The sequence below is a fragment of the Hyphomicrobium methylovorum genome, assembly GCF_013626205.1.
Lineage (GTDB): Bacteria > Pseudomonadota > Alphaproteobacteria > Rhizobiales > Hyphomicrobiaceae > Hyphomicrobium_B > Hyphomicrobium_B methylovorum.
On sequence record NZ_QHJE01000001.1, the window covers coordinates 2,398,333 to 2,420,062 of the forward strand.

Sequence of the window (21,730 nt, forward strand, 5' to 3'; positions counted from 1 at the left end):
ACGTCTGCGGCGGTCATTCTGAGGGGAAACCCATCATCGACATCAGGCGCTCGACGGCAAGGGTCGGCAGCAATGTGCCATCGCGGACGGCCGCTTCGATGCCGGGCAGCTCGACGGCGACCTGGGGCTGAGCCCGGAGCGCGCCCATTAGCCGGTCTTCGAGCATGTCTCGCATCCAGGAGACGGCTTGCGACTGGCGACGCTCTTGAAACGTGCCGATGGCCGTCATCGTCTTGCGATGTTCGAGGATCTTCTCCCAGAGCTCCTTGAGCCCCTGATTGTTGAGCCCGGAAATGGTGAGCACGGGAGGAAACCATGCGGCGCCCGCCGGGGTGAAGATCTGCAGCGCGTGCTTATAGTCACCAACGGCGCGTTGGGCGCGGCGGACGTTATCGCCGTCGGCCTTGTTGATCGCGATCATGTCGGCGAGTTCGATGATGCCTTTCTTGATGCCTTGAAGGTCGTCGCCTCCGCCCGCTAGCAGCAGAACGAGAAAAAAATCGACCATATCGGCAACTGAAACTTCCGATTGGCCGACGCCGACCGTTTCGACAATCACGACATCGAAGCCTGCCGCTTCGACCAGCGCCATCGTCTCGCGCGTGCGCCGGGTGACGCCGCCGAGCGTGCCCGACGTTGGCGAGGGCCGAATGAAAGCGTTTCTCTCCTGCGAGAGCGCGCTCATGCGGGTCTTGTCGCCGAGGATCGACCCGCCCGTGCGTTTCGATGTCGGGTCGATCGCGAGCACGGCGACCTTGTGGCCTGCCGCGAGCAAGTTCATGCCGAGTTGATCGATGGTGGTCGACTTGCCAACCCCGGGGACGCCTGTGATGCCGAGCCGGACGGCATTGCCGGTGGTTGGCAGAAGCTCCTGCAACACGGTCTGCGCCAAACGGCGATGCGCGGGATTTGTGCTTTCAACCAGAGTGATGGCGCGCGCCAGAACGGATCGATCCCCGGCGGCGATACCGGCGACGTAGTCAGGGACGGACATGCGGTGGGCAGGTGCGGCAGCGGCAGGCATCGGTCTTGGAGAAACCCCTTATCTTTCAATCGGACCATGGGCAGGATTGATGGCCACTGCAAGCCGTGATTTCGCCGCTGTCCCCGCCACAATCACCCGTCATATCAGGCAGGCAAGTTGCCGGGCACGCGGCGTACCCTTAAGGTTTTTCCGGGGTTGGGCTCAAAACGAAGTGGGGAGGGGGCGATGGGATCGCTTTCCGATGTGAAGTCACGTCTTGGGCACGGGCGCGCTCATTGGCGGCCGGTTGGGATTTTTGTTGCGGCTTTGATCGGTTGCGGTGCGCTCGCGGCCTGCACCGAGGCGCCGCAGCACGCGCACCGAGGTCAAGAGAAGAGCGCGACGGCCGCTCCGGAACAGAACGATGACGTCATCGCCGAGGCAACGCCGCCGCGAAAGCAGTCAGCCCGGCCGAGTCCCGTCCCTCGGAATGAAGGCGCGGTTCCTGCTCCTGCTGCACCGCCGCCTCCTGCGCCGATAACCGAATATCGCGAGGAACGCTCCGGGCGTGCTGCCGCGCCCGTGCCGAAAGCAGAGATGGAACTGCCGCCAGCGGGTGGCGGAGCGCCGGTACCTTCTTCCCTTCCGCCTGCAGCCTCGATTGGTGCGGCTGGAGGAGCTGCGACTGCTGAGTCTAAGACTTACGATGTCGTGCCGGTTTTCTACGGCACGGACCGCGCCGTTGAAGCGGACCCGAAGCGTCTGCAATTCGGCTCAGAGCGTGGGCACAAGCTCCAGCTCGGGCGGGCGCTCGTAACGGTGCCGTTGATTCACAAGGTGCCGCACATTGAACGGCCGTGGGTGATCGAGATCCCGTATTTCAAGGTCAAGGTCTACGAGGAAGCTGAAGATCCGGCCAAGCATTTCACGCTGCAGGAAATCGCCAGTCTCACGGAAGAGCAGATGCTGGCGCTCGTGAAAGAGCGGTTGGCGAAGGCGACGGCATACAAAGACCATGCGTTCGTTTTCGTGCATGGCTTCAACACGTCATTCGACAGCGCGCTCTATCGGACGGCGCAGATTGCGTATGATCTGAAGTTTGACGGCGCTCCGTTTCTTTATAGCTGGCCGTCCGGCGGCAAGGTCGCGAGCTATACTTACGACCGCGGCAGCGTAGAGCAGGCAGAGCCGTCGCTTGCGGAATTCCTGAAGCTCGTCATTCAGAAGAGCGGAGCAAAATCCATCAGCCTGATCGCGCACTCGATGGGCAATGAGCTTCTGCTGCGTGTGCTGGAGCGGCTTCGTCCTGAAGTGCCGAAGGGCGTCGTTATCAGCCAGGTCATTCTGGCGGCGCCGGATGTCGATCGTGACAAGTTCAACATCATTGCACGCGAGATTACGAGCTTTGCAAAGGGCGTTACGCTCTATGCGGCTTCGAACGATCGGGCGCTCGGGTATTCGGCTCGCTTCTGGGGCGGCGTTCCGCGCGCAGGCGATGTTCCGAAGTCGGGGCCGCTCATCATTCCGGGTGTCGATACCATCGACGTGACGGCGGTTTCGACAGATGCGCTGGGGCTGAACCATTCCGGATATGCGGAAAATCCGACGCTGCTCGATGACGTGAAGGCGCTGGTGGAATTTGGCATTCGCCCGCCAGACAAGCGCATCAAGAACGTGCTGACCGTGCAGTCGGAGAATGGAACATTCTGGCGGTTCCAGCCGGAAAAATAATGCGTGGGGCGGATTTCGGTCCGCCCTTACGTTCGTTTTTGTGCGCGGGTGGCTCGGCGCGTAAGACTTCTTTTACTGGCATACGGCACAGTCCTTTGCAGTTTGTTCAGTATTGAGGGGCTTAGGTCCATGCGTCGCTCACTCGGCTTTTCGTTGGCTGCGGCCGCTTCGGTTTTGGCATTTGCAGTTGCATCGGGCGGCGCGTTTTCCGAAGACGCCGAGTTTGATGACATGGACGGCTCGCAGATCGTCGCCGCCGGAGCGGGATCCGATGATCAGGTGCCCAAAGGTCTCAATTCGGTTCCCATCGATGGGCTTGGATCGCGCGATAAGATCGGGGCGAACAATCGTCTCGTTCGTCAGTTGATGGCTGCGCGCCCTAACGAAGATCTCGTCATCTGTGTTGCCGGTTGCTTCAGCGATCGCGACCGTGTGGTCTACGCTCAGCCTATCGATCGGAAGATCAAGCTGAAGCCGACGGCGTTTGCCGACCCCTCGTCCGATCCGGTGAAGCCCGCCGAGAAAAGCGCCGTGCGTGTGGAAGTCGATAGCGCCGCTGCTCCGGTCTCTCACGATCCCAGTTCGCCGACCATTCTGAATGGTGCGTCGGACGGCACGGGCGGATCTTCGGCGCACAACTAGCCGCGTGCGCTTCCGGGCAAAAAAGCCCCGTTTGCAGATTTCAATTTGGTTATGTTTCCCGATTTCGGCGTTGGCTCACCGGAATCGGAGATTTTGTGCCGACGGAATTCCGTTGGCGTGCGCGTTCTTCAAAGCGACGGCCGGGCGATCCCCCCACGATCCGGCATGTTTCTGAAGGAGACTGTGTATGAAAAATCTTTCACGCGGCGCTTGGCTGGCTCTTGCTGCTGTCGTTGCCGTTCCCACCACGGTGGCGATCGCCAAATCGACGGATGGCGGCTGGCGCTCAATGACGCCGGAAACGCGTTCGCGCCTGGAAGACGGCCGGATCGCGATGGCGAAGGCCGCTCTGCAGCTCAACGCCGATCAGGAAAAGCTGTGGCAGCCGGTCGAAGAGCAGGTCCGTGCGTCGTTCAAAGCGCGTGCTGACAAGCGTGCGGAGCGCGCAAAGAAGCGTGAAGAGCGACGCGCCGGAAAATCCGAGCAAGGTGAAGCTAAGCGCGGTGATCTTGCTGAGCGTTACGAGAAAATGAGCCAGCGCTTGTCTGAGCGTGCGGACCGCATGAAGGCGTTCTCGACTGCGTTCACGCCGTTCTACGCTTCGTTGAATGACGAACAGAAGGATGTGTTGCGGCCGCTGATGCGGCAGCTTTCACCCGGTTTCGGCGATCACGGGCATCACGGTAAGCACTGGGCGTTCGGCGGTGGCTGGGGTCCTGGTGGTGGGCCGAAGCATGACGGCTGGCACAAGCATGGCGGACATGGCGATCATGACCATGGCGGCGCCACGAAGGACGCTCAGCCGGCGCCTGCGGACAATTCCCCGCCGACGGAAACCGATAAGGATTAAGCGACACGCGCTGCTTGAAATGAAGGCCGGGCTTTTGAGCCCGGCCTTTTTATTTTCAGACGATGCTTTCCAGCTTATCAGGCGGGATTGCGATCGGCGCGGCCACGGCCGCGGTCGTCATTGCGGCGACGCATGAATTTAGGTGCGCCAGCAGCTGCCCAAGCGCCTTTGCCGCCTTCGTTTCCGTCACGATGCGGGCGATCGCTCGGCGAGCGAGCTGCATCTCTGCCACCCGTCTTACCGGCTGACGCGGAGGCGTCGGCGTGATCGCGATGGCGCTGTCCGTTGCCATCATTGCGCGGCTTGTCACGCTGGCTCGGATCAGCGAAGCGGATCGGGCGTTGTTCGCCAGATCGTTCACTGTTGCCGCGTTCGCCACGTGTGTGCTGTCCACGATGCGGGCGTTCGCCGCGATGATGCGGAGCACCCTGCGGACGATCACCACGATCCCGGCGCGGTTCGCGATGCGCTTGCGCAGGCTCGGATGCCGATCCGACACCGAAGATCGCCGCATCATCTTTGCGAGGCTGGTATTCCGGTCGAGCATGACGTTCCGGGCGGGCGCCGCCACCGTTGCGGTGTCCGGCTCCCTCACCATTGCGATGATCCGGCCGGCCGCGGTCAGGCCGCGGGCTGCGGCTGGCTTCGCGGGGCTTCCTTTCGAGCGGCGGCAACGAAGCGCCGCCGACGTCGTCGATGATTTCGAGCCTCTGCTTCATCATCCGCTCGATTGCGACAATCTCCTTACGTTCGGAGGGATCGCACAGCGAAATGGCAATGCCGCTCGTGCCTTTGCGGGCGGTGCGGCCGACGCGGTGCACGTATGTCTCGGGATCAACCGGCATGTCGAAATTGATGACGTGCGTGATGTTCGAAACGTCGATGCCGCGAGCGGCGATGTCGGTTGCGACGAGCACGCGGATATGGCCCTGCGTGAAGTCGTTCAGCGCGCGCTGACGCGCGTTCTGAGCCTTGTTGCCATGGAACGCTGACGAGCTGATGCCAGCGGACTCGAGACGCTGCGAAACACGGTCGGCGCCGCGCTTGGTGCGGGTGAAGACGATGACGCGTTTGGCTTCCGGATCAGCAAGAAGCGTATGCAGGCGGCTTTGTTTTTCCGGTGTGCGCACGATCATGGCTTTCTGATCGATGCGGTCGACGACGACCGTTTTGGTAGACAGATCGACTTTGTGCGGATCTTTCAGAACTTCGTACGCGAATTTGCGGATTTCGTCCGGCATCGTTGCCGAGAAAAGCGCAGTGCGGCGCGACGAGGGGATCAATGAAACGATCTTCCGGATGTCGCGGATGAAGCCCATGTCGAACATGCGGTCGGCTTCGTCGAGCACAAGAACGCGGACGTGCGAGAGATCGCATGTGCGCATGTTGACGTGATCGAGCAGGCGGCCGGGCGTAGCGACCAGAACGTGGACGCCGCGCTTCAGCGCGTTGATCTGCGGGCCTTTGCTGACACCACCGAGGACGACAGCGCGGCGGACGCGCATGTTGCGCGACAGGCTGGCGACTTCCTGATCGATCTGGATTGCGAGTTCACGCGTCGGCGCGAGCACGAGTGCGAAGACCTGCTTCGGAAGCGGGTCTACCGGCTCGGCAGCGAGACGCTGAAGGATCGGCAGAATGAAGGTTGCTGTTTTGCCTGAGCCCGTTTCGGCCATGCCGAGAAGATCGCGGGATTCGAGTTGCGGCTTAAGGGCCAGCGCCTGGATAGGCGTCGGCTTCTCGTACCCGCATTGCGTAAGGGCACGTGCAAGAGGCTCAGCAAAGCCGAACGCCTCAAATGTCGGAGTATTCAAGTTGGAGATTTCCCAAGGGCTTCGAGCCCGTCGCGATGCGCGTTCGGCTCGTCCCATGGCCCACACCGGCGCTTTCGGGGTGTGGCCTAGTCTGAAGGAATTGATCTCAAATGCAGGGTCGAGCGCGGTAGTGGAACCGCTTTGAGTGGCACGAAAACCCGAGCGCCATTGAAGATCAATGAGCGGTGTATCGGTGTGTTTGCCTTGAAAGTCAAGGCGATCCGGCGATTCCAGCGACTCTGACGCGGGCAAACAGCACTCGGGGCAGCCGTTGGGAGATGGCTTAAAGCCTTACTTTCCGATTTCGTTGATGGCCTTACGTAGCGCGTCCATCACGCCGGGCTCGGTCATGTCGTGTCCGGCTGTGTCGATAAAATCCAGGCGCGCGTCCGGCCAGGCGGCGGCGAGCGCGCGGGCATTTTTCGGCGGGCAAAGAAGGTCATAACGGCCCTGGATAATGCGGCCGGGAATGTCCGTTAGCCGGTAGGCGTTTTTCAGAAGCTGGTTCGGCGCAAGAAAGAATTCATTGAGAATGTAGTGCGCTTCCATCAGCGGCGTCGGCGGCAAGCGCGCGTCGTCGGGTACGCTCGCCGGCAGTACGGCGTTGCCCGGCGCGATCTGAGAGAGGGCGCGTTCATACGCGGACCAGATTTGCGCGGCGAGCAGACGGGCTTTGTCATCGGGGCCGGTCAGGCGCGCGATATAGGCAGCAAGTGGATCTTTGCGTTCCATCTCGGGGAGGCGGTCCACAAAGGCGGCGTAGAGTTCGGGTCGGAAAATTTGCGGACCCGTCACGAACGCCCATTCGACTTCGGCATCGGTGCCGAGAAAGATGGCGCGCAGAACGAGGCCTGTGACGCGGTCGGGGTAGGCCTCGGCGTAGGCGAGGGCCAGCGTCGAGCCCCAGGAACCGCCGACGAGAAGCCATTGTGAAATCCCGAAGTGCCGCCGCACGGTTTCGAGATCGTTGATGAGGTGGCCGGTCGTATTCGCTTCAAAGCGAAGATACGGATGACTGCGGCCCGCACCGCGTTGGTCGATCAGAAATACGTGATCGCGTTCCGGGTCGAACAGCGTGCGATGCAGGTGTTGCGAGCCGCTTCCCGGGCCGCCATGCAGAAACACGACCGGCCGGCCCCCCTTTCGGCCGACCTCTTCGACATAGATCCAATGGCCGTCCCCGACGCTGAGCATGCGCGCGTCGAACGGCCGATATGCTTCGGAAATCGCGTTCATCGTCCGATTGCTGAGCACACTTCCCAGGTCGGGACAAGTCGGGCAAGCCCCGCAAACAGGGGCGGGGCCGGGGGAGGTGCGCCACCCGTCGACCCAGTGGGGTGCGGCATGGGCGTTTCCGTTACGCGCGGGGTGGCGGATTCCAACAGGGTGAACTTTCAGTTCAGGCTAACAGCAATTGACGAAACGGCTTTTGCTTCCCACCTGCCGAGACGCTGCACTCTGGAGACGGTTGTAGTATATTTGGGTATAGGGGCTGATCTCACAGGAGATGATGATGTCTGGAAGCGTTTATTCTCGTACTTCGCGCGTGCTCGTTGGCACCGCATTCGCGGCAGCTTTGAGTTTCAGCGCGGGGATTAGCGGGGCTGCTGCCGAGTCATCATCGCTTATCGGATCGTGGAGCGGCGGCGGTTCCATTTCGTTTTCGTCGGGTTCGAAGGAACGCGCGCGGTGCCGGGCGCACTTCGCGAAGACGGGCGCGACGAGCTATCGGATGTCGGCGACTTGCGCGACGCCGTCAGCGAAAGTCGATCAGACTGCGGAACTGACGCGCACCGGCGCGAACAGATACGCGGGCAGCTTCTTCAACCAGCAGTACAACACCGGCGGTTCGATCCGCATCACGGTATCCGGCCGGAGCCAGAGCGTGCGCTTGTCGGGCGAGGCCGGTACGGCGGTATTCAGTTTAAAGAAGCTGTGAGGCTGAGAAGCGATGCAGCCGCGATGCGTTCGCGGCGTGTAAGCGAAGCTGCGGGCAGGATCGGTAGGGCATTGGCTGTCTCGCGATCGTCATCCTCGGCCGAATGAGCGACGCGAGTGTCTGCCGAGGATCCAGCGCGAGGCTCGGCGTAGCCGTCGATAATTATTCAGTGTGCTTCTGGCGGAGATGATGTTTTGCGCCTTCGGCGACTCTTGCGCTGGATCCCCGGTCTTCGACGCGGCTCTGCCGCGCTCGACCGAGGATGACGGGTAGTCGCGATGGGCTTACTCCGCGGCTGCTTTTTCGGTGTAGCCGAGTTGGGCGTTGAGTTTTTCGATGAGGTCGGCTGCGGCTTCCGGGATGTTGGTGCCGGGGCCGAATACGGCCTTGGCGCCGGAGCGGAAAAGCTCATCGTAGTCTGATGGCGGAATGACGCCACCGACGACAATCATGATGTCGCCACGGCCTTCTTTGTCGAGTGCCGCTTTGAGCTCAGGCACCAGCGTCAAGTGACCGGCCGTAAGTGATGAAACGCCGATGACGTGGACGTCGTTTTCGACGGCTTGACGCGCTGCTTCGTCGGACGTTGCGAACAGCGGCCCGATATCGACGTCGAAGCCAAGGTCGGCGAATGCGGACGCGATCACCTTCTGGCCGCGGTCATGGCCATCCTGACCTAGCTTTGCGATCAGGATACGCGGGCGGCGGCCGTCGTTCTTGTCGAAGGCTTCGACGAGTTTTTTGACGCGATCAACGCTCGGGTTCATCGCCGCTTCCTTCTTGTAGACGCCGGAAATGGCGCGGATCTCTGCCTTGTGGCGGGTGAAGACTTTTTCGAGCGCGTAGGAAATTTCGCCAACCGTCGCTTTTTCGCGTGCGGCCTTGACGGCGAGATCGAGCAAGTTCGCATTGCCCTTTGCGCCTTCCGTCAGCGCATTGAGCGCGGCTTGGACGGAGGGCTCGTCGCGTTCAGCGCGGAGACGTTCGAGCTTTGCAAGCTGAGCTTCTCGCACGGCGCGGTTGTCGACCTTCAGGAAGTTGATTTCCTTGTCGCCCTTGATCTGGAATTTGTTGACGCCGGTGATCGTCTGGCGGCCGGAGTCGATGCGTGCCTGCGTGCGCGCAGCAGCTTCTTCGATGCGCAGTTTGGGAATGCCGGCGGCGATTGCTTTCGCCATGCCGCCTTGTTCCTCAACCTCTTCGATGTGCGCCATTGCCCGCTTTGCAAGATCGTAGGTGAGGCGTTCGACGTAGTGGCTGCCGCCCCAGGGATCGATCGTGCGGCAGGTGCCTGATTCCTGCTGCAGCAGAAGCTGCGTGTTGCGCGCGATGCGGGCGGAGAAGTCTGTTGGAAGCGCGATGGCTTCGTCCAGTCCGTTCGTGTGCAGCGATTGCGTATGGCCTTGCGTTGCGGCCAAGGCTTCGAGGCAGGTTCGCGTGGCGTTGTTGAAGATGTCTTGCGCGGTGAGGCTCCAGCCGGACGTCTGCGAGTGCGTGCGCAGCGACAGCGAGCGTTCGTTCTTCGGATTGAATTCTTCTTTGATGAGCTTCGCCCAGATCAGGCGGCCCGCCCGCATCTTCGCGATTTCCATGAAATAGTTCATGCCAATCGCCCAGAAGAACGACAGGCGCGGCGCGAAGGAATCGATGTCCATGCCCGCCGCGACGCCAGCGCGTGCGTATTCGATGCCGTCGGCGATCGTGTAGCCGAGTTCGAGGTCGGCCGTCGCTCCCGCTTCCTGCATGTGATAGCCGGAGATCGAGATCGAATTGAACTTCGGCATATTCGCGCTGGTATAGGCGAAGATGTCCGAGACGATGCGCATCGAAGGTCCGGGCGGATAAATGTAGGTGTTGCGCACCATGAACTCTTTCAGAATGTCGTTCTGAATGGTTCCGGCGAGTTTCTGCGGCGGCACACCTTGTTCTTCACCCGCGACGATGAAGAGCGCGAGGATGGGAAGGACGGCGCCGTTCATCGTCATCGAGACGGTCATGTCCTGCAGCGGAATGCTGTCGAACAGAACGCGCATGTCGTAGATTGAATCGATGGCGACGCCCGCCATGCCGACGTCACCCTTGACGCGCGGGTGATCGGAATCGTAGCCGCGATGGGTCGCGAGATCGAAAGCGATCGAAAGACCTTTCTGACCGGCGGCGATGTTGCGGCGGTAGAAGGCGTTCGAATCTTCGGCGGTCGAGAAGCCGGCGTATTGACGGACGGTCCACGGCTGCAGCGCGTACATTGCCGGATAGGGTCCGCGAACGTACGGCGCGATGCCGGGAAGCGTGTCTACGAAATCGAGCCCGGCTGTGTCGGCGTCCGTAAACACGGGCTTCACCGGAATGCCTTCAGGCGTCTCCCACACCGGAGCATCAGGCGCTTTCGCCTTCGGGGCGGCAACCGGAACTTCCGGATCGAGAGGCACTTTGGCGAAATTCGGGATCGAGGACATCGTCTAGGGGTGTTCCGGACCAAAGATTGAAATCTGCCGCGACGGTACGCGAAAACGGGGGGCGGCGACAACATTCCTTGACGCATGCGACGCCCGTTCGCGGGTCAATGCACCAGGATTTGGATTCTGGCTACCCCGAGAGGTTAACCGCGTTACCCGGAGGGGTTGGCTGGCGGATTTACGACGAAAGATGGGGCCGCGCGTCAACTCGGGAAGTGTTCGACGTGGGTTTCGGCGGTTCTGCCGATGTAAAGCGACCGGCGGCCCGAAAACGAGACGATGTAACCGGCGCATCCGGCTTGTGCGACCTTCGTGCAGAAGCCCCTGTATGTATATCCCTCCACGAGCTGCTGCGCTTCGCGGATCGCCGCTTGAATGGTCGCTGCGTCGAATGCTCCTGCGACGGGGACGTCAAGGCGGTGAGTTGGAAGCTCGATGCTTTCGCCGTTCGTTGAATAATAGGTTGCGGTCGCCCGCCGGAAATCGATCGCGTAACTTTCAAATCCCGCCTGTGTCAGTGTTGCGACGATTTCTGGAAAGGTCATCGTGCCGTTATCGGCGGCGGAAAGACAGGTCTGGGCGATGGACTGCTGGGTGGCGTTCATCGGGGTTTCCGGTTGACTGTTCAGGGCACCGCGGATGAGCAGCGCGTGGCGGTGATTTAGCCACAAACTCCGGCATGATGCGCGTCGTCAATGCGGGCCTAGTTATATATGCAACAAAAAGTGCGCCGATCGGAGGGAAGCGCGGCGCGGCTTTGGGCGCCGCTCGACCGCTTCGTCGAGTGGGAGGCCGAGGTCGGGGCGGCGGCCGAAGCACACGGGCGGTTTGCGCATTTCGCATATGAGTTTGTGCGCTTCGGGCTGAAGCAGGCGTGGGCTTGTCTGTTCGGTGCGTTGCTTCTGGCGCTTTTGATCGGAACGTATCTCTTCTACCCGAAGGGCGCGGCGCTCGCGCGTTACGACTTTCTGGTGATCGCTGCGGTTGCGATTCAAATCGTGATGCTTGTCGCGAAGCTCGAAACGCTCGAAGAAGCGAAAGTCATTCTCGTCTTTCACGTCGTCGGCACGGCGATGGAAATCTTTAAGACGTCGGTCGGTTCGTGGGTTTATCCGGAGGCGAGCTTGCTGCGCATTGGCGGCGTGCCGCTGTTCACCGGCTTCATGTACGCAGCAATCGGCTCATATATCGCGCGCTGCTGGCGGTTGTTTGATTTTCGCTTTACCCGGCATCCGCCAGTATGGGCGCTCGGGATATTGAGCGCGGCGATCTACTGCAACTTTTTCGCGCACCATTACGTCTGGGATTTTCGGCCCGTTCTGTTCGTTGCTGCGTTCGTGCTGCTCGGGCCGACGACGATCTATTACAAGATCTGGAAGACGCACCGACATATGCCGCTGCTTCTCGGTCTGGCGCTTGTCGCGTTTTTCATCTGGCTGGCGGAAAACATCGGGACGTTTACGGCGGCCTGGACGTATCCCAATCAGAGGCACGGATGGGAGTTGGTCAGCCTTGGGAAGGCTGGCTCATGGTTCCTGCTGATGCTGATTTCCTATACGCTCGTCGCGGCGCTCAATGGCGTCGATAAGATGAAAATTAACCGCGAGGCTTGAGCGTTTCTTTACCGCCTGCGAGCTTCCCGCGTGCGAGCCAGTCATTTTTCCATATGGTTGAATCTCTCGGATATGGAGAGTGTCATGCGACATGACTTGAAGGCGGCGGTGCCGGCTTTAGTGCTGGCTCTTGGTGTTGACATGTGGACGCCATTCGGCGTTTCCGGTGCCTGGGCCGATGAGGCGGGTACGAATGCGCTTGCGGCTGAGCTTCGCGCCCAGGGTTTCTCCTGCGCGAAAGCAGAACATGCCGTTCGGAATGCGAAGCTTTCGGTGCCGAATGAAACGGTCTGGGAAATCACATGCGATAACGGCGTGTATCGCATGACGGTCGTTCCGGACATGGCCGCGAAGATCGAACGCCTGAAGAAGTAAACCGGCGGGATTTTATCGGCGTTTGCGCCGTGTCACCGGTGGAACAGCGGTTTCAGCAGCAGCACGGCATTCTCTCCTCGACACAGATGAGACGCACATCAGCGCTCATGATCGAGGAGAACAGCTATGTCAGGAATCGTGGTCGGCACTGCTTCGGCGATCGTGGCGCTCGGTACCGTTCTGATCGCAACCATTCCCGATGCTCATGCGCTGATGGCCCCGCTTGTCGAGCCGGGTAACGAATACGCCCTCGTCTCCGTATCCATTCTTGCTTCGCTTCCCGTGCTCTCGGTTCTGAGCGTTCTCGCTCTTTCCGGCCGCGAGTAGCACGCGCCTTCGATCCTTCTGCCTCGTTTCCTTCTCATCCCCTCCCTGGCCGGCTCATTCTCATGGGCCGGTCTTTTTTTGTCTTCGCTGTGGGGCGCGGGGACTCGTGCTGTAGTTGCAATTGTCATCGTCCCGAGACAAACGAGATTGTTTTTCAAGGCCTTGCTGTTGCCTTGGTTGCGCGGTGAGGTCGTTCTCGGGCAAGGGGCGAAAGACAATTCTTCAGCCGATTGCTTTGTGAGTTTGCTCCAGTAGCGCGCGACCTGTTGTGTCGCGCGGGAGCTCGATCCCAGTTTGTTGTGCGTGGGGACCGGACCATTGAGACTAAATGCATTCACGCTTTTATTCGGCGCGTTGCTCGCGACCGGCTTTCCGATGCGCGCCGAGCGCAAGCTCGAAGCTCATCCTGCGACGGCCTCGGCGGCGGTGATTGCCGTCTCGCAAAACGCGACGCGGCTCCCGGACTTCGTGCCGGTCATCAATTTCGATCAGTTTCTTCTGGCCGCGCAGCAAAGCGATGTCGGCCAGCGTGACGACGCATCGCCCGCCGCGCGTCTCGCTGCGGTGGCTTTGAGCACCAAATTCTCCGTGCAAGCGCCCGCGGATCCTGACCGCACTTTCCTGAGCGCTATCGTGCAGCAGGATCCTGTCGCGAGAGAGTTCGTCGAGAAGCCGGAAGATCCGAAGAAGCTCGTGCAGATGGCGGCTCTCGAAGCTCAGCAGGACGATCAGTCGGACGCGGAGCAAAAGGATTCGGGCGCGGATATCAGCGAACCGGCGAGGTTGCCCCGTGCTGACAAATCTGAAGAGCACCGCTCATCGCGGCGGGTAACGGTGTCTCGTTCCGGTTCCAAGTCTAGCGTTGTGCGGCGTGCGCGTCAGAAGCGGCATCACGGCCAGCATCGCGTTGCGGCGGCTCAGACGCAGGAGCAATCCGGCTCATCATACAGCGGCATCACGTCGTATCTCGCCCCTATCATCGGGTTCAAGTCGCTGTCGCCCGACAGGCGACTGACGACAAAGACGAGGTAACGACGGCGCTGGGCGACTATCGCAGAGCGTCTTGCAGGCCCCGCAATGTTGCGACGGCATCAGCTCCGGCGGACAGGAACTGGTCGACACCCGCGGTCTTGAGCGCCGCTTCCTTCTCGCCGGGCTTGCCAGCCATCAGAACACGCTTTGCGCCCGCTGCCTTCAGGGCTGCGGCCGTCGGCTCGGCTAGCGTCGCGTTGACGGCATCGGACGAACAGATGCACGCAACCGTCGCGCCGGATGCCTTGAATGCAGCCGCGGCGTCTTCAGGCGTCTTGTAACCTTCGCTGATGAGCGAGGAGATGCCGCCTGCCGCGAGATAGTTCCTGATCCAAGTCGTGCGGATGTTGTGATCCGCGATCTGTCCGAGGCTCGCGAGGAAGATCTGAAAACCGCCGTGTGCGTCTGCCTCGTCTCGCAACGCTTCGAACGCCTCGCCCAAGCGGTGCGGGCGCATGGGTTTCACTTCGATGGCAGCTTTAGCCGATGGCTTAGCTGGCGCGGGCCATGGCTCGGCTTGAACGCCGTCGTCGCCCAGAAGGGGAAATGCGCTGACGCCGGTCAATTCCTGGCGCAGGGTGGCGATGCTTTTGGTTCGCGTTTCGGCCGTTGCCGCGATGGTGTCTTGCAAATAGCCCGATGTCAGACATTTGAGCATGCCGCCGCGCGCTTCGATGTCCTGGAAGATTTCCCAGGCCTTCTTGGCGAGGTCGTCCGTCAAGTTTTCGACATACCACGAGCCGCCGGCCGGATCGGTGACGCGGCCAAGGTGGCTTTCTTCCTGGCACACGATCTGAATGTTGCGAGCGACGCGGCGTGCGAACGAGTCCGGTTTTCCGAGCGCGAACGTGAATGGCAGGACAACGATGGCGTCTGCGCCGCCGAGTGCTGCGCCTGTGCAAGCGATCGTCGTGCGAAGGATGTTGGTCCAAGGATCGCGCTTGGCCATCATGCGGTAGGACGTCGGGCAATTGAGTTTGACGCTTTCTGCCGCATCTCCGGATCCGGAGGCGTCGGCGACACGCCAGATCAAATGACGAGCGGCGCGCAGTTTCGCGATGGTGGAGAACTCATCGATGTCGGCCGCGAGGGCAACATTGATCTTTGGAAGTGCTTTGGCGGGCTTGATGCCGCCAGCTTCGGCTGCCCGCAGGTAAGCGACGAGAGACGCCAGCATCCAAGCCAGTTCTTGCGCTTCGCTGGCGCCTGCAACGTGCGCGACGACGCCGTCGGCCGTCATCACCTGTACGCCGGGGCTTGCTTCTACCGTTTTCATCAGCGCCACGGCGCGGGCGAGTGCGGTGTCTACCGGTTCGGATAGCCTGCCCTGCATTGCGAGCGCGCCAAGCGGATCGGCGCCGAACGATCCTTGGCGGTCCGCAGGTTTGACGCCCTTGGCATCCCAGAGCGCGTTGAGCGCGAGTGCGCCTTCAAAAAAAGCCTCGCCGGAAACGAGCACGATCGGGCAGACGTCCAGCATGACGTCCTTGAGGGCGATGGCGAGCGCTTCGCGCGTCGGCGGCAGTGCGTTCGCGAGCTGGAGGCCGATCGACGTCACACCGCCTTCAAGGTCTTCGAGGATCGCGGCGTTGGCGGCCTTCGGATCGGATTCGACGTGGAAGGAGCGGATGTCCCAGCCGAGGCCGTCGCGTAAGGCTTTCTGGCCGCGCGTGTAGGGGCGTTCGCCAGGAAGCATGCCGACGGTCTTCGCCAGTTCGTCCGCGCGGGTGTACAGCGGACGGATCTTCAAGCCGTCAGCCGTCTTGCTGACGAGGCGCTTTTCGAAATCCGCACCCTTCAGCGCCTTCTCGACCAGGCCGCGCCATTCATCTATTCCGGCGGCCGGAAAGTCATCCCCAAGGAGGGATTCGGTCTGGTCCGGGGTCGGGCTTGTCATTCTGACGGGCTCCTGGGCGTGTCGTGCGTAAATGTTTGGCCCGGTATACCCGCTCATCGGCGGTGCGCGAGCGTGAAATCGGGCGCTGGCGGTGGCCGAATTGCCGCGCGCGGGCGTAGGGTAAATACACGGAGCGCCCGGCTCAAGTCCGACCATTTGCGTCGCATGGTGCGCCGTGCGATCAGGGGGCGAGCTGAGGCGAGTCGACGTTCGGCGGTGCGAGGAGGTCAAATGACAGGAACTCCGGGTGTTTCGGGGCAAGACCAACCGGTCGCAGATCCGCGCGATTACGTCGAAGGCGGTCTGATTCTTATTGGCTGCAGCCAATCGGGCCGCGAACTCGCACCCGAATGCATTGAGCTTGCGCTCGCCAATCGGCACGGTCTCGTCACAGGCGCAACGGGCACCGGAAAAACGGTGACGCTGCAAGTGTTGGCGGAAGGGTTCTCCGCCGCAGGTGTTCCGGTTTTTGCCGCCGACATTAAAGGTGACCTTTCCGGAATTGCGGAAAAGGGATCGCCGCTGCCGAAGCTTGTGGCGCGTGCGCAGGAAATCGGTCTGACCCGCTACGGCAACACGAGTTTTCCAGTCGCGTTCTGGGACGTCTTCGGCAACGACGGCCATCCGGTGCGCGCAACCGTGCAGGAGATGGGGCCGCTTCTGCTGTCGCGCCTGCTCGAACTGACGGAGCCGCAGGAGGGTGTTTTGAACATCGCCTTCCGTTGGGCTGCGGATGAGCGCGAAGCGGGCGACGATCAGATGGTGATCCGGGATCTCAAGGATCTCCGCTCGATCATCGACGAGATGGGGAAGCGCGCCTCAAGTCTCAGAAGCAAATATGGTCATATCGCACCGGCGACCGTTGGCGTTATTCAGCGGCGTTTGCTGGTGCTCGAAGAGCAGGGGGCTGACCGCTTTTTCGGCGAGCCGGCACTCGACATCATGGACTTTCTGAAGACTGCGCCGGACGGGCGCGGTGTGGTCAACATTCTTGCGGCCGACAAGCTGATGAATACGCCGCGTCTTTACGCGACGTTCCTGCTGTGGCTGCTGACGGAACTCTTCGAGCGGTTGCCGGAAGTTGGCGATCTGGAAAAGCCGAAGCTCGTCTTCTTGTTTGACGAAGCGCATATCCTGTTCAACGACGCGCCGAAATCTGTGCTCGAACAGGTCGAGCGTGTGACGCGCCTGATCCGCTCCAAGGGTGTGGGCGTCTACTACGTTACGCAAAGTCCGAACGACGTGCCGGATCGGGTTTCGGCCCAGTTGGGTAACCGCATTCAGCACGCGCTGCGCGCGTTCACGCCGCGGGAGCAAAAGGCGATCCGCGCAGCGGCTCAGACGTTTCGTCCGAATCCCGAACTCGATACCGAGCGAGTTATTCAGGAACTGACGGTGGGCGAAGCGCTCGTTTCGTTGCTGCATGGAAAGGGTGAACCTTCGATGGTGCAGCGGACGCTGATCCGGCCGCCCATGTCGCGGGTTGGCCCCCTGACGCCAGAAGAGCGGAAACGGATTATCGAAGCGGATGCCGATAATCGCCGGAAATACGCTCAAACGCTCGACCGCGAATCGGCGTTTGAACGTTTGCAATCCCGCAATACGACTGTCGGGCAGCTCAAGGAACGGTTGTCGCGGTTCTCGAACCTCATTCGTGGCAAGGGATGAACCGGTAGGTGGCGTTGAAAGTCGGCTGAAGAGCTACTAGCTTTTGCGAAGATTCGCGGAGCCGATGCCGCGTGAGTTGTCTTTATATCGTGATCGGACACCGGCTGAATCGCCGAGGAGAGAGATATGGGCCATTTCCGTTTTCGCAAAACGTTCAGTATTTTTCCGGGCGTGCGCATCAATCTCAGCAAGACGGGCGTCAGTTCGAGCATCGGCGGCAACGGCGCGACAGTGAACGTCGGCAAGAACGGTCCGATGGTGACACTCGGCGTGCCCGGCACGGGATTGAGCTATCGCACGCCGCTCAGCATCGCGGTGATCGGAATTCTGCTGCTGCTGATCGTCGCCGCGGGTCTTGCGTATTTGATTGCGCCGGAGTCGGTGCGCATGCTGCTGCACTGGTGGCAGCCGCGCTGGTTCTAATCGATCGCGGAGTGATCTTCAGCGATCGTTGCGACCTTCTTTGATTTCGCCGGTAGCTGTTTGGCTTGCGGCGTGTCGGGTTTGGGCATCGGCATCGGCTTTACGGCCGGTGCCATTTTCTTTTGGGGCGCTGCCGCGTTGATCGGAGTTTGGCCTGGCGGCGATTTCAGCCAAATTCCCTTGCGCCCCTCAGCGACGCCTTCGGCATAGAGCGCTGCTTGATACTGCGGATCGTAGATTTCTTTGGTCGTATAATTGAACGACGCAGGCACCGACATGAAGTTGAAATCGGCACCACCGTCACGCGTGATGCGGTAGATGCGATAGAGTTCGCTCTGGTTCTGGCTCTTGATAAGCGTCGAAATGGAGCGGGATGCGATCTGTAATGTTGTCGGTTGGACGACGGACTGCTCAGGCGATGCCTTGCCATTTTTGATGACGTAGAAACGGCGAATGGGCGGCTCGGGATAGAGCGCATCGAACGCCTTTAGCGGTGCGTGCACCGGCAAAATGAAGACTTCATTCGTCGTGCCGCCATCGACGTGCAGTTCGTCGTAGATTTTGCCGCCCGCAACGACCTCGATCTTGACCGGCGGGAAGGCGGCCGGAATGGCGGCGGACGCAAGGATCACTTTGCGGAAAAGTTCGATCGCGCGATCTGATCGATCGAGTGCGATTTCGCCCATGTTCCAGACGACGGGACGCTGCGCATCAAGATTCGTCGTCAGCACCATGAGAATGCGGCCGCGCTTGTATTCACGCGCGATGCGATCAACGAACGGGCGGTCGACGTATTGAGCGATGAGCGCTTCGAGCGGCGCGGTGTCGGCAAGGGCCGGTCCTCCGAACAGCGCGGGCAAGAACTGAGTGGTGATAACCTCGTTCTGCTTATACTGCGTCCAGATGGTGTGCAGCTTTTGATCTTCGGACGGACCGAGGAATGCAAATGGCGCGATGATGGCGCCGGCGCTGACGCCGGTAACGACTTCAAATTCCGGCCGGTCGCCGCGCTTCGTCCAGCCCGCGAGAACGCCGGCACCGAACGCGCCGTCCGACCCGCCTCCGGAGAGCGCAAGTGTTTCGATGATTTTGCGGCCGCCGACGCTACGGGCGTCACGCGCGATTGGTGGGAGATGGCTGGTTCTGCGCCGGATCTCGGCAATCGGATCCTTCGGGACTTCGTCCGCCCAGAAGCGAACGCCGGACATATCGGGAATTTCGGCCGTCGCTGCGAGACTGGCGTCGGAGATGCCATTGCGCGGGATCGTTGCCGCACAGCCAGCAAGGCATAGCGTTGCAACCATCAAAAGGCTGACGCAGAGCTTCGCCCGCAACACGCCCCAAAACCCCTCGTTGACTAAACACCCCAGAAACGCTGCCCTTTGCGGCGCGCTTATGGCGCAGATATATCAGCGCGCTATCGCAGCGTCGAGCAACCCGAAGACACCATGGCGTCGCTCATGACATCTTGGGCACACTGACTAGGCGGGGCGTTGCGCCAGTTCCGACCGCGCGTATTGGTAGGCCATTTCCATAACCTCGGAGTGCCGCCGCCAGTCCAAAGCGCCCATATTTTCAGGCGTTGGCGGGACGAGGAGCCAGTCTTCCGGGCCAATATGACGTTCGAAACCGCCGCGATTGGACATCATGCTCCGAACGAGCACAGTGGCGGCCGAGGGCGCCCGCGGCAGTGGATTGGCCGCCATGGGATTGAACATCCGCCAGAGAAGTTCGCGGCGGCGGGGCAGGGTGGCGTAATCCACGGGTGCCGACTCCCGCGCGCAATTCTGAAAGCTGGTCACGATATTGGGGCCGCGCTTCAGCGCGTGCATGGCTTCGATCGGTACGTTGGCGATCACCGAGCCGTCGACCAGTGTTCGACCATCGGCAGTGTAAAATGGCGGGAGCAGGCCGGGAATTGCTGCGCTGGCGCGGATCGCCTGCCAGAGGCTGCCTTGGCGGTGGATGACGACCTCGGACGCGGAGAGGTCTGTCGAGACGGCGAAATACGGTATCCAAAGGTCCTCGATGCGGGTCGTGCCATACTCATTTTCGAGGCGCATGTCGAAATGTGCATGATCGAGCAGGCTATAGCGGGGGAGCGTGTAGCGGCTCATCGCGCGCCCTTCGATGAACATGCGATGGATGCGTTTATCGATCGTGTTTGGATCGAGCTGTTGGGCAAACGCTGCACCCATCGCCGCGCCGCCTGACGTTCCGCCGATGATGTCGAAAGGCGTGCCCGCTTCGCGGAAGGCGCGATAGATACCAACGTGCGCTGAGCAGTATGCACCTCCACCGCAGGCGACGTATCCGAGTGCGCGTCCGGTGAGAAAACGCCAGAGACTGTCGACCCCTGCCGGATCGCCCAACGCGACGTGGTGGTGCATTGCCGGTTCGCGCAGTGCCAGCCAGTGACGCGTGCCTTGGACGATGCCCTTTCTGTCATGAATGATGACGAGGCGTCGCGATGCTGGCCGATGCAGCGATAACGCGAATGCTTCGAGGGGGCCAAACTCGACTGCCGAGCCAACGGGGTCGCCGAGTGGTGCGGCAACGAGCAAGAGTTCATCTGCCTGGCGGACGGCCTTCTCGCTCCAAGGGGTGCGTTCGGCATCAGCTATGAAAATGATACGCGGATAACGGCGTTCCAGGTCATTGAGCGCATCGGTGAGATCGTAGTCGTCGCGCGGCGTGCGGCCGAGGGCTTCGGCGAGTGTGCTGCTGGTGACAACGAGGGTGCCTGGCGTCGTCGCCGCGACTTGAATAAGGCTCGCGAGGAATGCTGGGGGAATGACGCCGGAGCGAGTTCCGACAACTGCAATCGTGCGGGGAGTGGGTCGGTTCTCGGCTGGGGTTGCGGTCGCGCCCGGTCGATGCATGCGCTGGGTCGCGGCGGAGAGACGTTCAGCCAGTGCGGCGGATATCGTGCTCCAGATCGCGGGGGACATTTCGGAAATGGCGAGGAAATCGTCTCGCGTCAGGCGCACGAGCACGCCGTCTCTTATCGCGCGCACGGTGGCCGTGCGGGTGCCACCCGCAAAGAAGGCGATCTCTCCGATGGTGGCGCCGTGGGAGATCTCAGTAATCGGTTCGCGGTGCGATGCTATTTCGACGGCGAAGCGGCCGGAGATAACGACATACAACGCGTCTGCCGTTTCGCCTTCGCGCACGACATAGTCACCGCGCCGGACGAGAATGGGTTCTAGCTGCTGCTCGAGCCGCAGCAGGGCATTTGGGTCCAGCCCGTTGAAGGTCGATACGCTCGCGAGTGAAAACGGCTGAGACGACATCGGGGCGCCGCGTGTGGCAGGCTGTTGTCAGGCCTTATACCACAAGCGCAGGCGCCCCGATAAAACGTGTTCGTGGGATCAATAACGCGCGTTAGCCGGCGAGCTCTTCGACGTGTTCCCAGTTCACAAGGTTATCGAACCAGGCTTCGAGGTATTTCGGCCGAGCATTGCGATAGTCGATGTAATAGCTGTGTTCCCACACATCGACGCCGAGGATCGGCTTTGATCCGTGCATGAGGGGGTTTTCGCCGTTCGGCGTTTTCTGAACTTCGAGCTTGCCGTCCTTGATCGCGAGCCAAGCCCAACCCGAGCCGAACTGGCCTTTGCCAGCCTCAATGAAATCGGTGCGAACTTTGTCGAATCCGCCGTAGCCGTCGACGAGTTTCTGGATGCTGCCCGGAAGCTTCTTGCCGCCGCCGCCCTTTTTCATCCATTGCCAGAAATGCAGATGGTTCCAGTGCTGGCCGACATTATTGATCAGGCCTGCGTTCTTATCGGCATAAGCATTTTTGACGATATCTTCGAGGGATTGGCCTTCGTATTTCGAACCGGCAAGCAGCTTGTTGCCGTTGTCGACGTACGCCAAGTGGTGCTTGTCATGGTGGAATTCGAGCGTTTCTGCAGACATGAACGGCGCCAAGGCGTCATATGAATAGGGCAGGTCGGGAAGTTTCAACGTCATTGGTGCCACTCATCCAGTAGTTTG

19 protein-coding genes are annotated in these 21,730 nt (G+C 61.0%); 10 read left to right on the plus strand and 9 right to left on the minus strand.

Annotated features, from left to right (window positions below; all coding sequences use genetic code 11):
• Positions 1 to 13: 13 nt before the first annotated feature.
• Entirely contained in the window at positions 14 to 1,024 is a 1,011-nt protein-coding gene (gene meaB, locus DLM45_RS11565; protein ID WP_181337256.1) for a methylmalonyl Co-A mutase-associated GTPase MeaB, read from the minus strand.
• Positions 1,025 to 1,210: 186 nt separating this feature from the next.
• On the opposite strand from meaB, the gene DLM45_RS11570 reads away from it, so the two are divergent.
• The 3 genes from DLM45_RS11570 (at position 1,211) to DLM45_RS11580 (ending at position 4,187) form a co-directional block, all read left to right on the plus strand.
• Entirely contained in the window at positions 1,211 to 2,695 is a 1,485-nt protein-coding gene (locus DLM45_RS11570; protein ID WP_181337257.1) for an alpha/beta hydrolase, read from the plus strand.
• Between the two features lie 129 nt (positions 2,696 to 2,824).
• The gene (locus DLM45_RS11575; protein WP_181337258.1) at positions 2,825 to 3,337 is read left to right on the plus strand and encodes a hypothetical protein; all 513 of its coding nucleotides are present in this window, start codon (positions 2,825 to 2,827) and stop codon (positions 3,335 to 3,337) included.
• Between the two features lie 187 nt (positions 3,338 to 3,524).
• Complete coding sequence (locus DLM45_RS11580; RefSeq protein ID WP_181337259.1) at positions 3,525 to 4,187, plus strand: Spy/CpxP family protein refolding chaperone; 663 nt, start codon at positions 3,525 to 3,527, stop codon at positions 4,185 to 4,187.
• A 77-nt stretch (positions 4,188 to 4,264) separates the two neighbouring features.
• On the opposite strand, the gene DLM45_RS11585 is transcribed toward DLM45_RS11580, so the two are convergent.
• Both DLM45_RS11585 and pip read right to left on the minus strand, forming a co-directional pair.
• On the minus strand, positions 4,265 to 6,001 hold the full coding sequence (locus DLM45_RS11585) for a DEAD/DEAH box helicase (RefSeq protein ID WP_246317340.1): 1,737 nt from the start codon (positions 5,999 to 6,001) through the stop codon (positions 4,265 to 4,267).
• 291 nt (positions 6,002 to 6,292) lie between these two features.
• Complete coding sequence (gene pip / locus DLM45_RS11590; RefSeq protein WP_181337261.1) at positions 6,293 to 7,237, minus strand: prolyl aminopeptidase; 945 nt, start codon at positions 7,235 to 7,237, stop codon at positions 6,293 to 6,295.
• 277 nt (positions 7,238 to 7,514) lie between these two features.
• On the opposite strand from pip, the gene DLM45_RS11595 reads away from it, so the two are divergent.
• Positions 7,515 to 7,940 carry a hypothetical protein gene (locus DLM45_RS11595; RefSeq protein ID WP_181337262.1) on the plus strand — a complete coding sequence of 142 codons (426 nt, stop codon included), beginning with the start codon at positions 7,515 to 7,517 and terminating at the stop codon, positions 7,938 to 7,940.
• Between the two features lie 284 nt (positions 7,941 to 8,224).
• Here the strand turns inward: DLM45_RS11595 and scpA are convergent, their stop codons facing one another.
• Positions 8,225 to 10,396 carry a methylmalonyl-CoA mutase gene (scpA, locus tag DLM45_RS11600; RefSeq protein WP_181337263.1) on the minus strand — a complete coding sequence of 724 codons (2,172 nt, stop codon included), beginning with the start codon at positions 10,394 to 10,396 and terminating at the stop codon, positions 8,225 to 8,227.
• A gap of 203 nt (positions 10,397 to 10,599) precedes the next feature.
• Positions 10,600 to 11,001 (minus strand): DUF1398 domain-containing protein, encoded by a 402-nt coding sequence (locus DLM45_RS11605; RefSeq protein ID WP_181337264.1) that lies wholly within the window; start codon positions 10,999 to 11,001, stop codon positions 10,600 to 10,602.
• Between the two features lie 108 nt (positions 11,002 to 11,109).
• Between DLM45_RS11605 and DLM45_RS11610 the strand changes: the two genes are divergently transcribed.
• The 4 genes from DLM45_RS11610 (at position 11,110) to DLM45_RS11625 (ending at position 13,743) form a co-directional block, all read left to right on the plus strand.
• Entirely contained in the window at positions 11,110 to 12,009 is a 900-nt protein-coding gene (locus tag DLM45_RS11610) for a DUF817 domain-containing protein (RefSeq protein WP_181337265.1), read from the plus strand.
• An 84-nt stretch (positions 12,010 to 12,093) separates the two neighbouring features.
• Positions 12,094 to 12,384 (plus strand): hypothetical protein, encoded by a 291-nt coding sequence (locus tag DLM45_RS11615; protein WP_246317342.1) that lies wholly within the window; start codon positions 12,094 to 12,096, stop codon positions 12,382 to 12,384.
• 126 nt (positions 12,385 to 12,510) lie between these two features.
• Complete coding sequence (locus DLM45_RS11620) at positions 12,511 to 12,711, plus strand: hypothetical protein (RefSeq protein WP_181337266.1); 201 nt, start codon at positions 12,511 to 12,513, stop codon at positions 12,709 to 12,711.
• Positions 12,712 to 13,029: 318 nt separating this feature from the next.
• Complete coding sequence (locus DLM45_RS11625; RefSeq protein ID WP_181337267.1) at positions 13,030 to 13,743, plus strand: prolipoprotein diacylglyceryl transferase; 714 nt, start codon at positions 13,030 to 13,032, stop codon at positions 13,741 to 13,743.
• 16 nt (positions 13,744 to 13,759) lie between these two features.
• On the opposite strand, the gene DLM45_RS11630 is transcribed toward DLM45_RS11625, so the two are convergent.
• A complete protein-coding gene (locus tag DLM45_RS11630) occupies positions 13,760 to 15,640 on the minus strand; it encodes a methylmalonyl-CoA mutase family protein (RefSeq protein WP_181337268.1) in 1,881 nt (626 codons plus the stop codon).
• A 231-nt stretch (positions 15,641 to 15,871) separates the two neighbouring features.
• On the opposite strand from DLM45_RS11630, the gene DLM45_RS11635 reads away from it, so the two are divergent.
• Together DLM45_RS11635 and DLM45_RS11640 are read left to right on the plus strand one after the other, a co-directional pair.
• On the plus strand, positions 15,872 to 17,308 hold the full coding sequence (locus DLM45_RS11635; protein WP_181337269.1) for a helicase HerA-like domain-containing protein: 1,437 nt from the start codon (positions 15,872 to 15,874) through the stop codon (positions 17,306 to 17,308).
• A gap of 126 nt (positions 17,309 to 17,434) precedes the next feature.
• Positions 17,435 to 17,731, plus strand: coding sequence for a DUF4236 domain-containing protein (locus tag DLM45_RS11640; RefSeq protein ID WP_181337270.1), 297 nt, complete (start codon positions 17,435 to 17,437; stop codon positions 17,729 to 17,731).
• Here DLM45_RS11640 and DLM45_RS11645 read toward each other — a convergent pair.
• From DLM45_RS11645 to DLM45_RS11655, 3 genes are all read right to left on the minus strand, one after another.
• The gene (locus DLM45_RS11645; RefSeq protein WP_181337271.1) at positions 17,728 to 19,068 is read right to left on the minus strand and encodes a patatin-like phospholipase family protein; all 1,341 of its coding nucleotides are present in this window, start codon (positions 19,066 to 19,068) and stop codon (positions 17,728 to 17,730) included. The two genes, DLM45_RS11640 and DLM45_RS11645, sit on opposite strands and share 4 nt — an antisense overlap.
• Before the next feature lie 144 nt (positions 19,069 to 19,212).
• Positions 19,213 to 21,024, minus strand: coding sequence for a cyclic nucleotide-binding and patatin-like phospholipase domain-containing protein (locus DLM45_RS11650; RefSeq protein ID WP_181337272.1), 1,812 nt, complete (start codon positions 21,022 to 21,024; stop codon positions 19,213 to 19,215).
• A gap of 91 nt (positions 21,025 to 21,115) precedes the next feature.
• Positions 21,116 to 21,706, minus strand: coding sequence for a superoxide dismutase (locus tag DLM45_RS11655; protein ID WP_181337273.1), 591 nt, complete (start codon positions 21,704 to 21,706; stop codon positions 21,116 to 21,118).
• Positions 21,707 to 21,730: the final 24 nt, after the last annotated feature.

Coding starts and splice junctions, on each gene's coding strand:
- pip (WP_181337261.1), bottom strand. CDS start 7,237: ATGAACGCGATTTCCGAAGCATATCGGCCGTTCGACGCGCGCATGCTC.
- DLM45_RS11605 (WP_181337264.1), bottom strand. CDS start 11,001: ATGAACGCCACCCAGCAGTCCATCGCCCAGACCTGTCTTTCCGCCGCC.
- DLM45_RS11655 (WP_181337273.1), bottom strand. CDS start 21,706: ATGACGTTGAAACTTCCCGACCTGCCCTATTCATATGACGCCTTGGCG.
- DLM45_RS11610 (WP_181337265.1), top strand. CDS start 11,110: ATGCAACAAAAAGTGCGCCGATCGGAGGGAAGCGCGGCGCGGCTTTGG.
- DLM45_RS11635 (WP_181337269.1), top strand. CDS start 15,872: ATGACAGGAACTCCGGGTGTTTCGGGGCAAGACCAACCGGTCGCAGAT.
- DLM45_RS11570 (WP_181337257.1), top strand. CDS start 1,211: ATGGGATCGCTTTCCGATGTGAAGTCACGTCTTGGGCACGGGCGCGCT.
- DLM45_RS11595 (WP_181337262.1), top strand. CDS start 7,515: ATGTCTGGAAGCGTTTATTCTCGTACTTCGCGCGTGCTCGTTGGCACC.
- meaB (WP_181337256.1), bottom strand. CDS start 1,024: ATGCCTGCCGCTGCCGCACCTGCCCACCGCATGTCCGTCCCTGACTAC.
- DLM45_RS11630 (WP_181337268.1), bottom strand. CDS start 15,640: ATGACAAGCCCGACCCCGGACCAGACCGAATCCCTCCTTGGGGATGAC.
- DLM45_RS11615 (WP_246317342.1), top strand. CDS start 12,094: ATGCGACATGACTTGAAGGCGGCGGTGCCGGCTTTAGTGCTGGCTCTT.
- DLM45_RS11580 (WP_181337259.1), top strand. CDS start 3,525: ATGAAAAATCTTTCACGCGGCGCTTGGCTGGCTCTTGCTGCTGTCGTT.
- DLM45_RS11575 (WP_181337258.1), top strand. CDS start 2,825: ATGCGTCGCTCACTCGGCTTTTCGTTGGCTGCGGCCGCTTCGGTTTTG.
- DLM45_RS11620 (WP_181337266.1), top strand. CDS start 12,511: ATGTCAGGAATCGTGGTCGGCACTGCTTCGGCGATCGTGGCGCTCGGT.
- DLM45_RS11650 (WP_181337272.1), bottom strand. CDS start 21,024: ATGTCGTCTCAGCCGTTTTCACTCGCGAGCGTATCGACCTTCAACGGG.
- scpA (WP_181337263.1), bottom strand. CDS start 10,396: ATGTCCTCGATCCCGAATTTCGCCAAAGTGCCTCTCGATCCGGAAGTT.
- DLM45_RS11640 (WP_181337270.1), top strand. CDS start 17,435: ATGGGCCATTTCCGTTTTCGCAAAACGTTCAGTATTTTTCCGGGCGTG.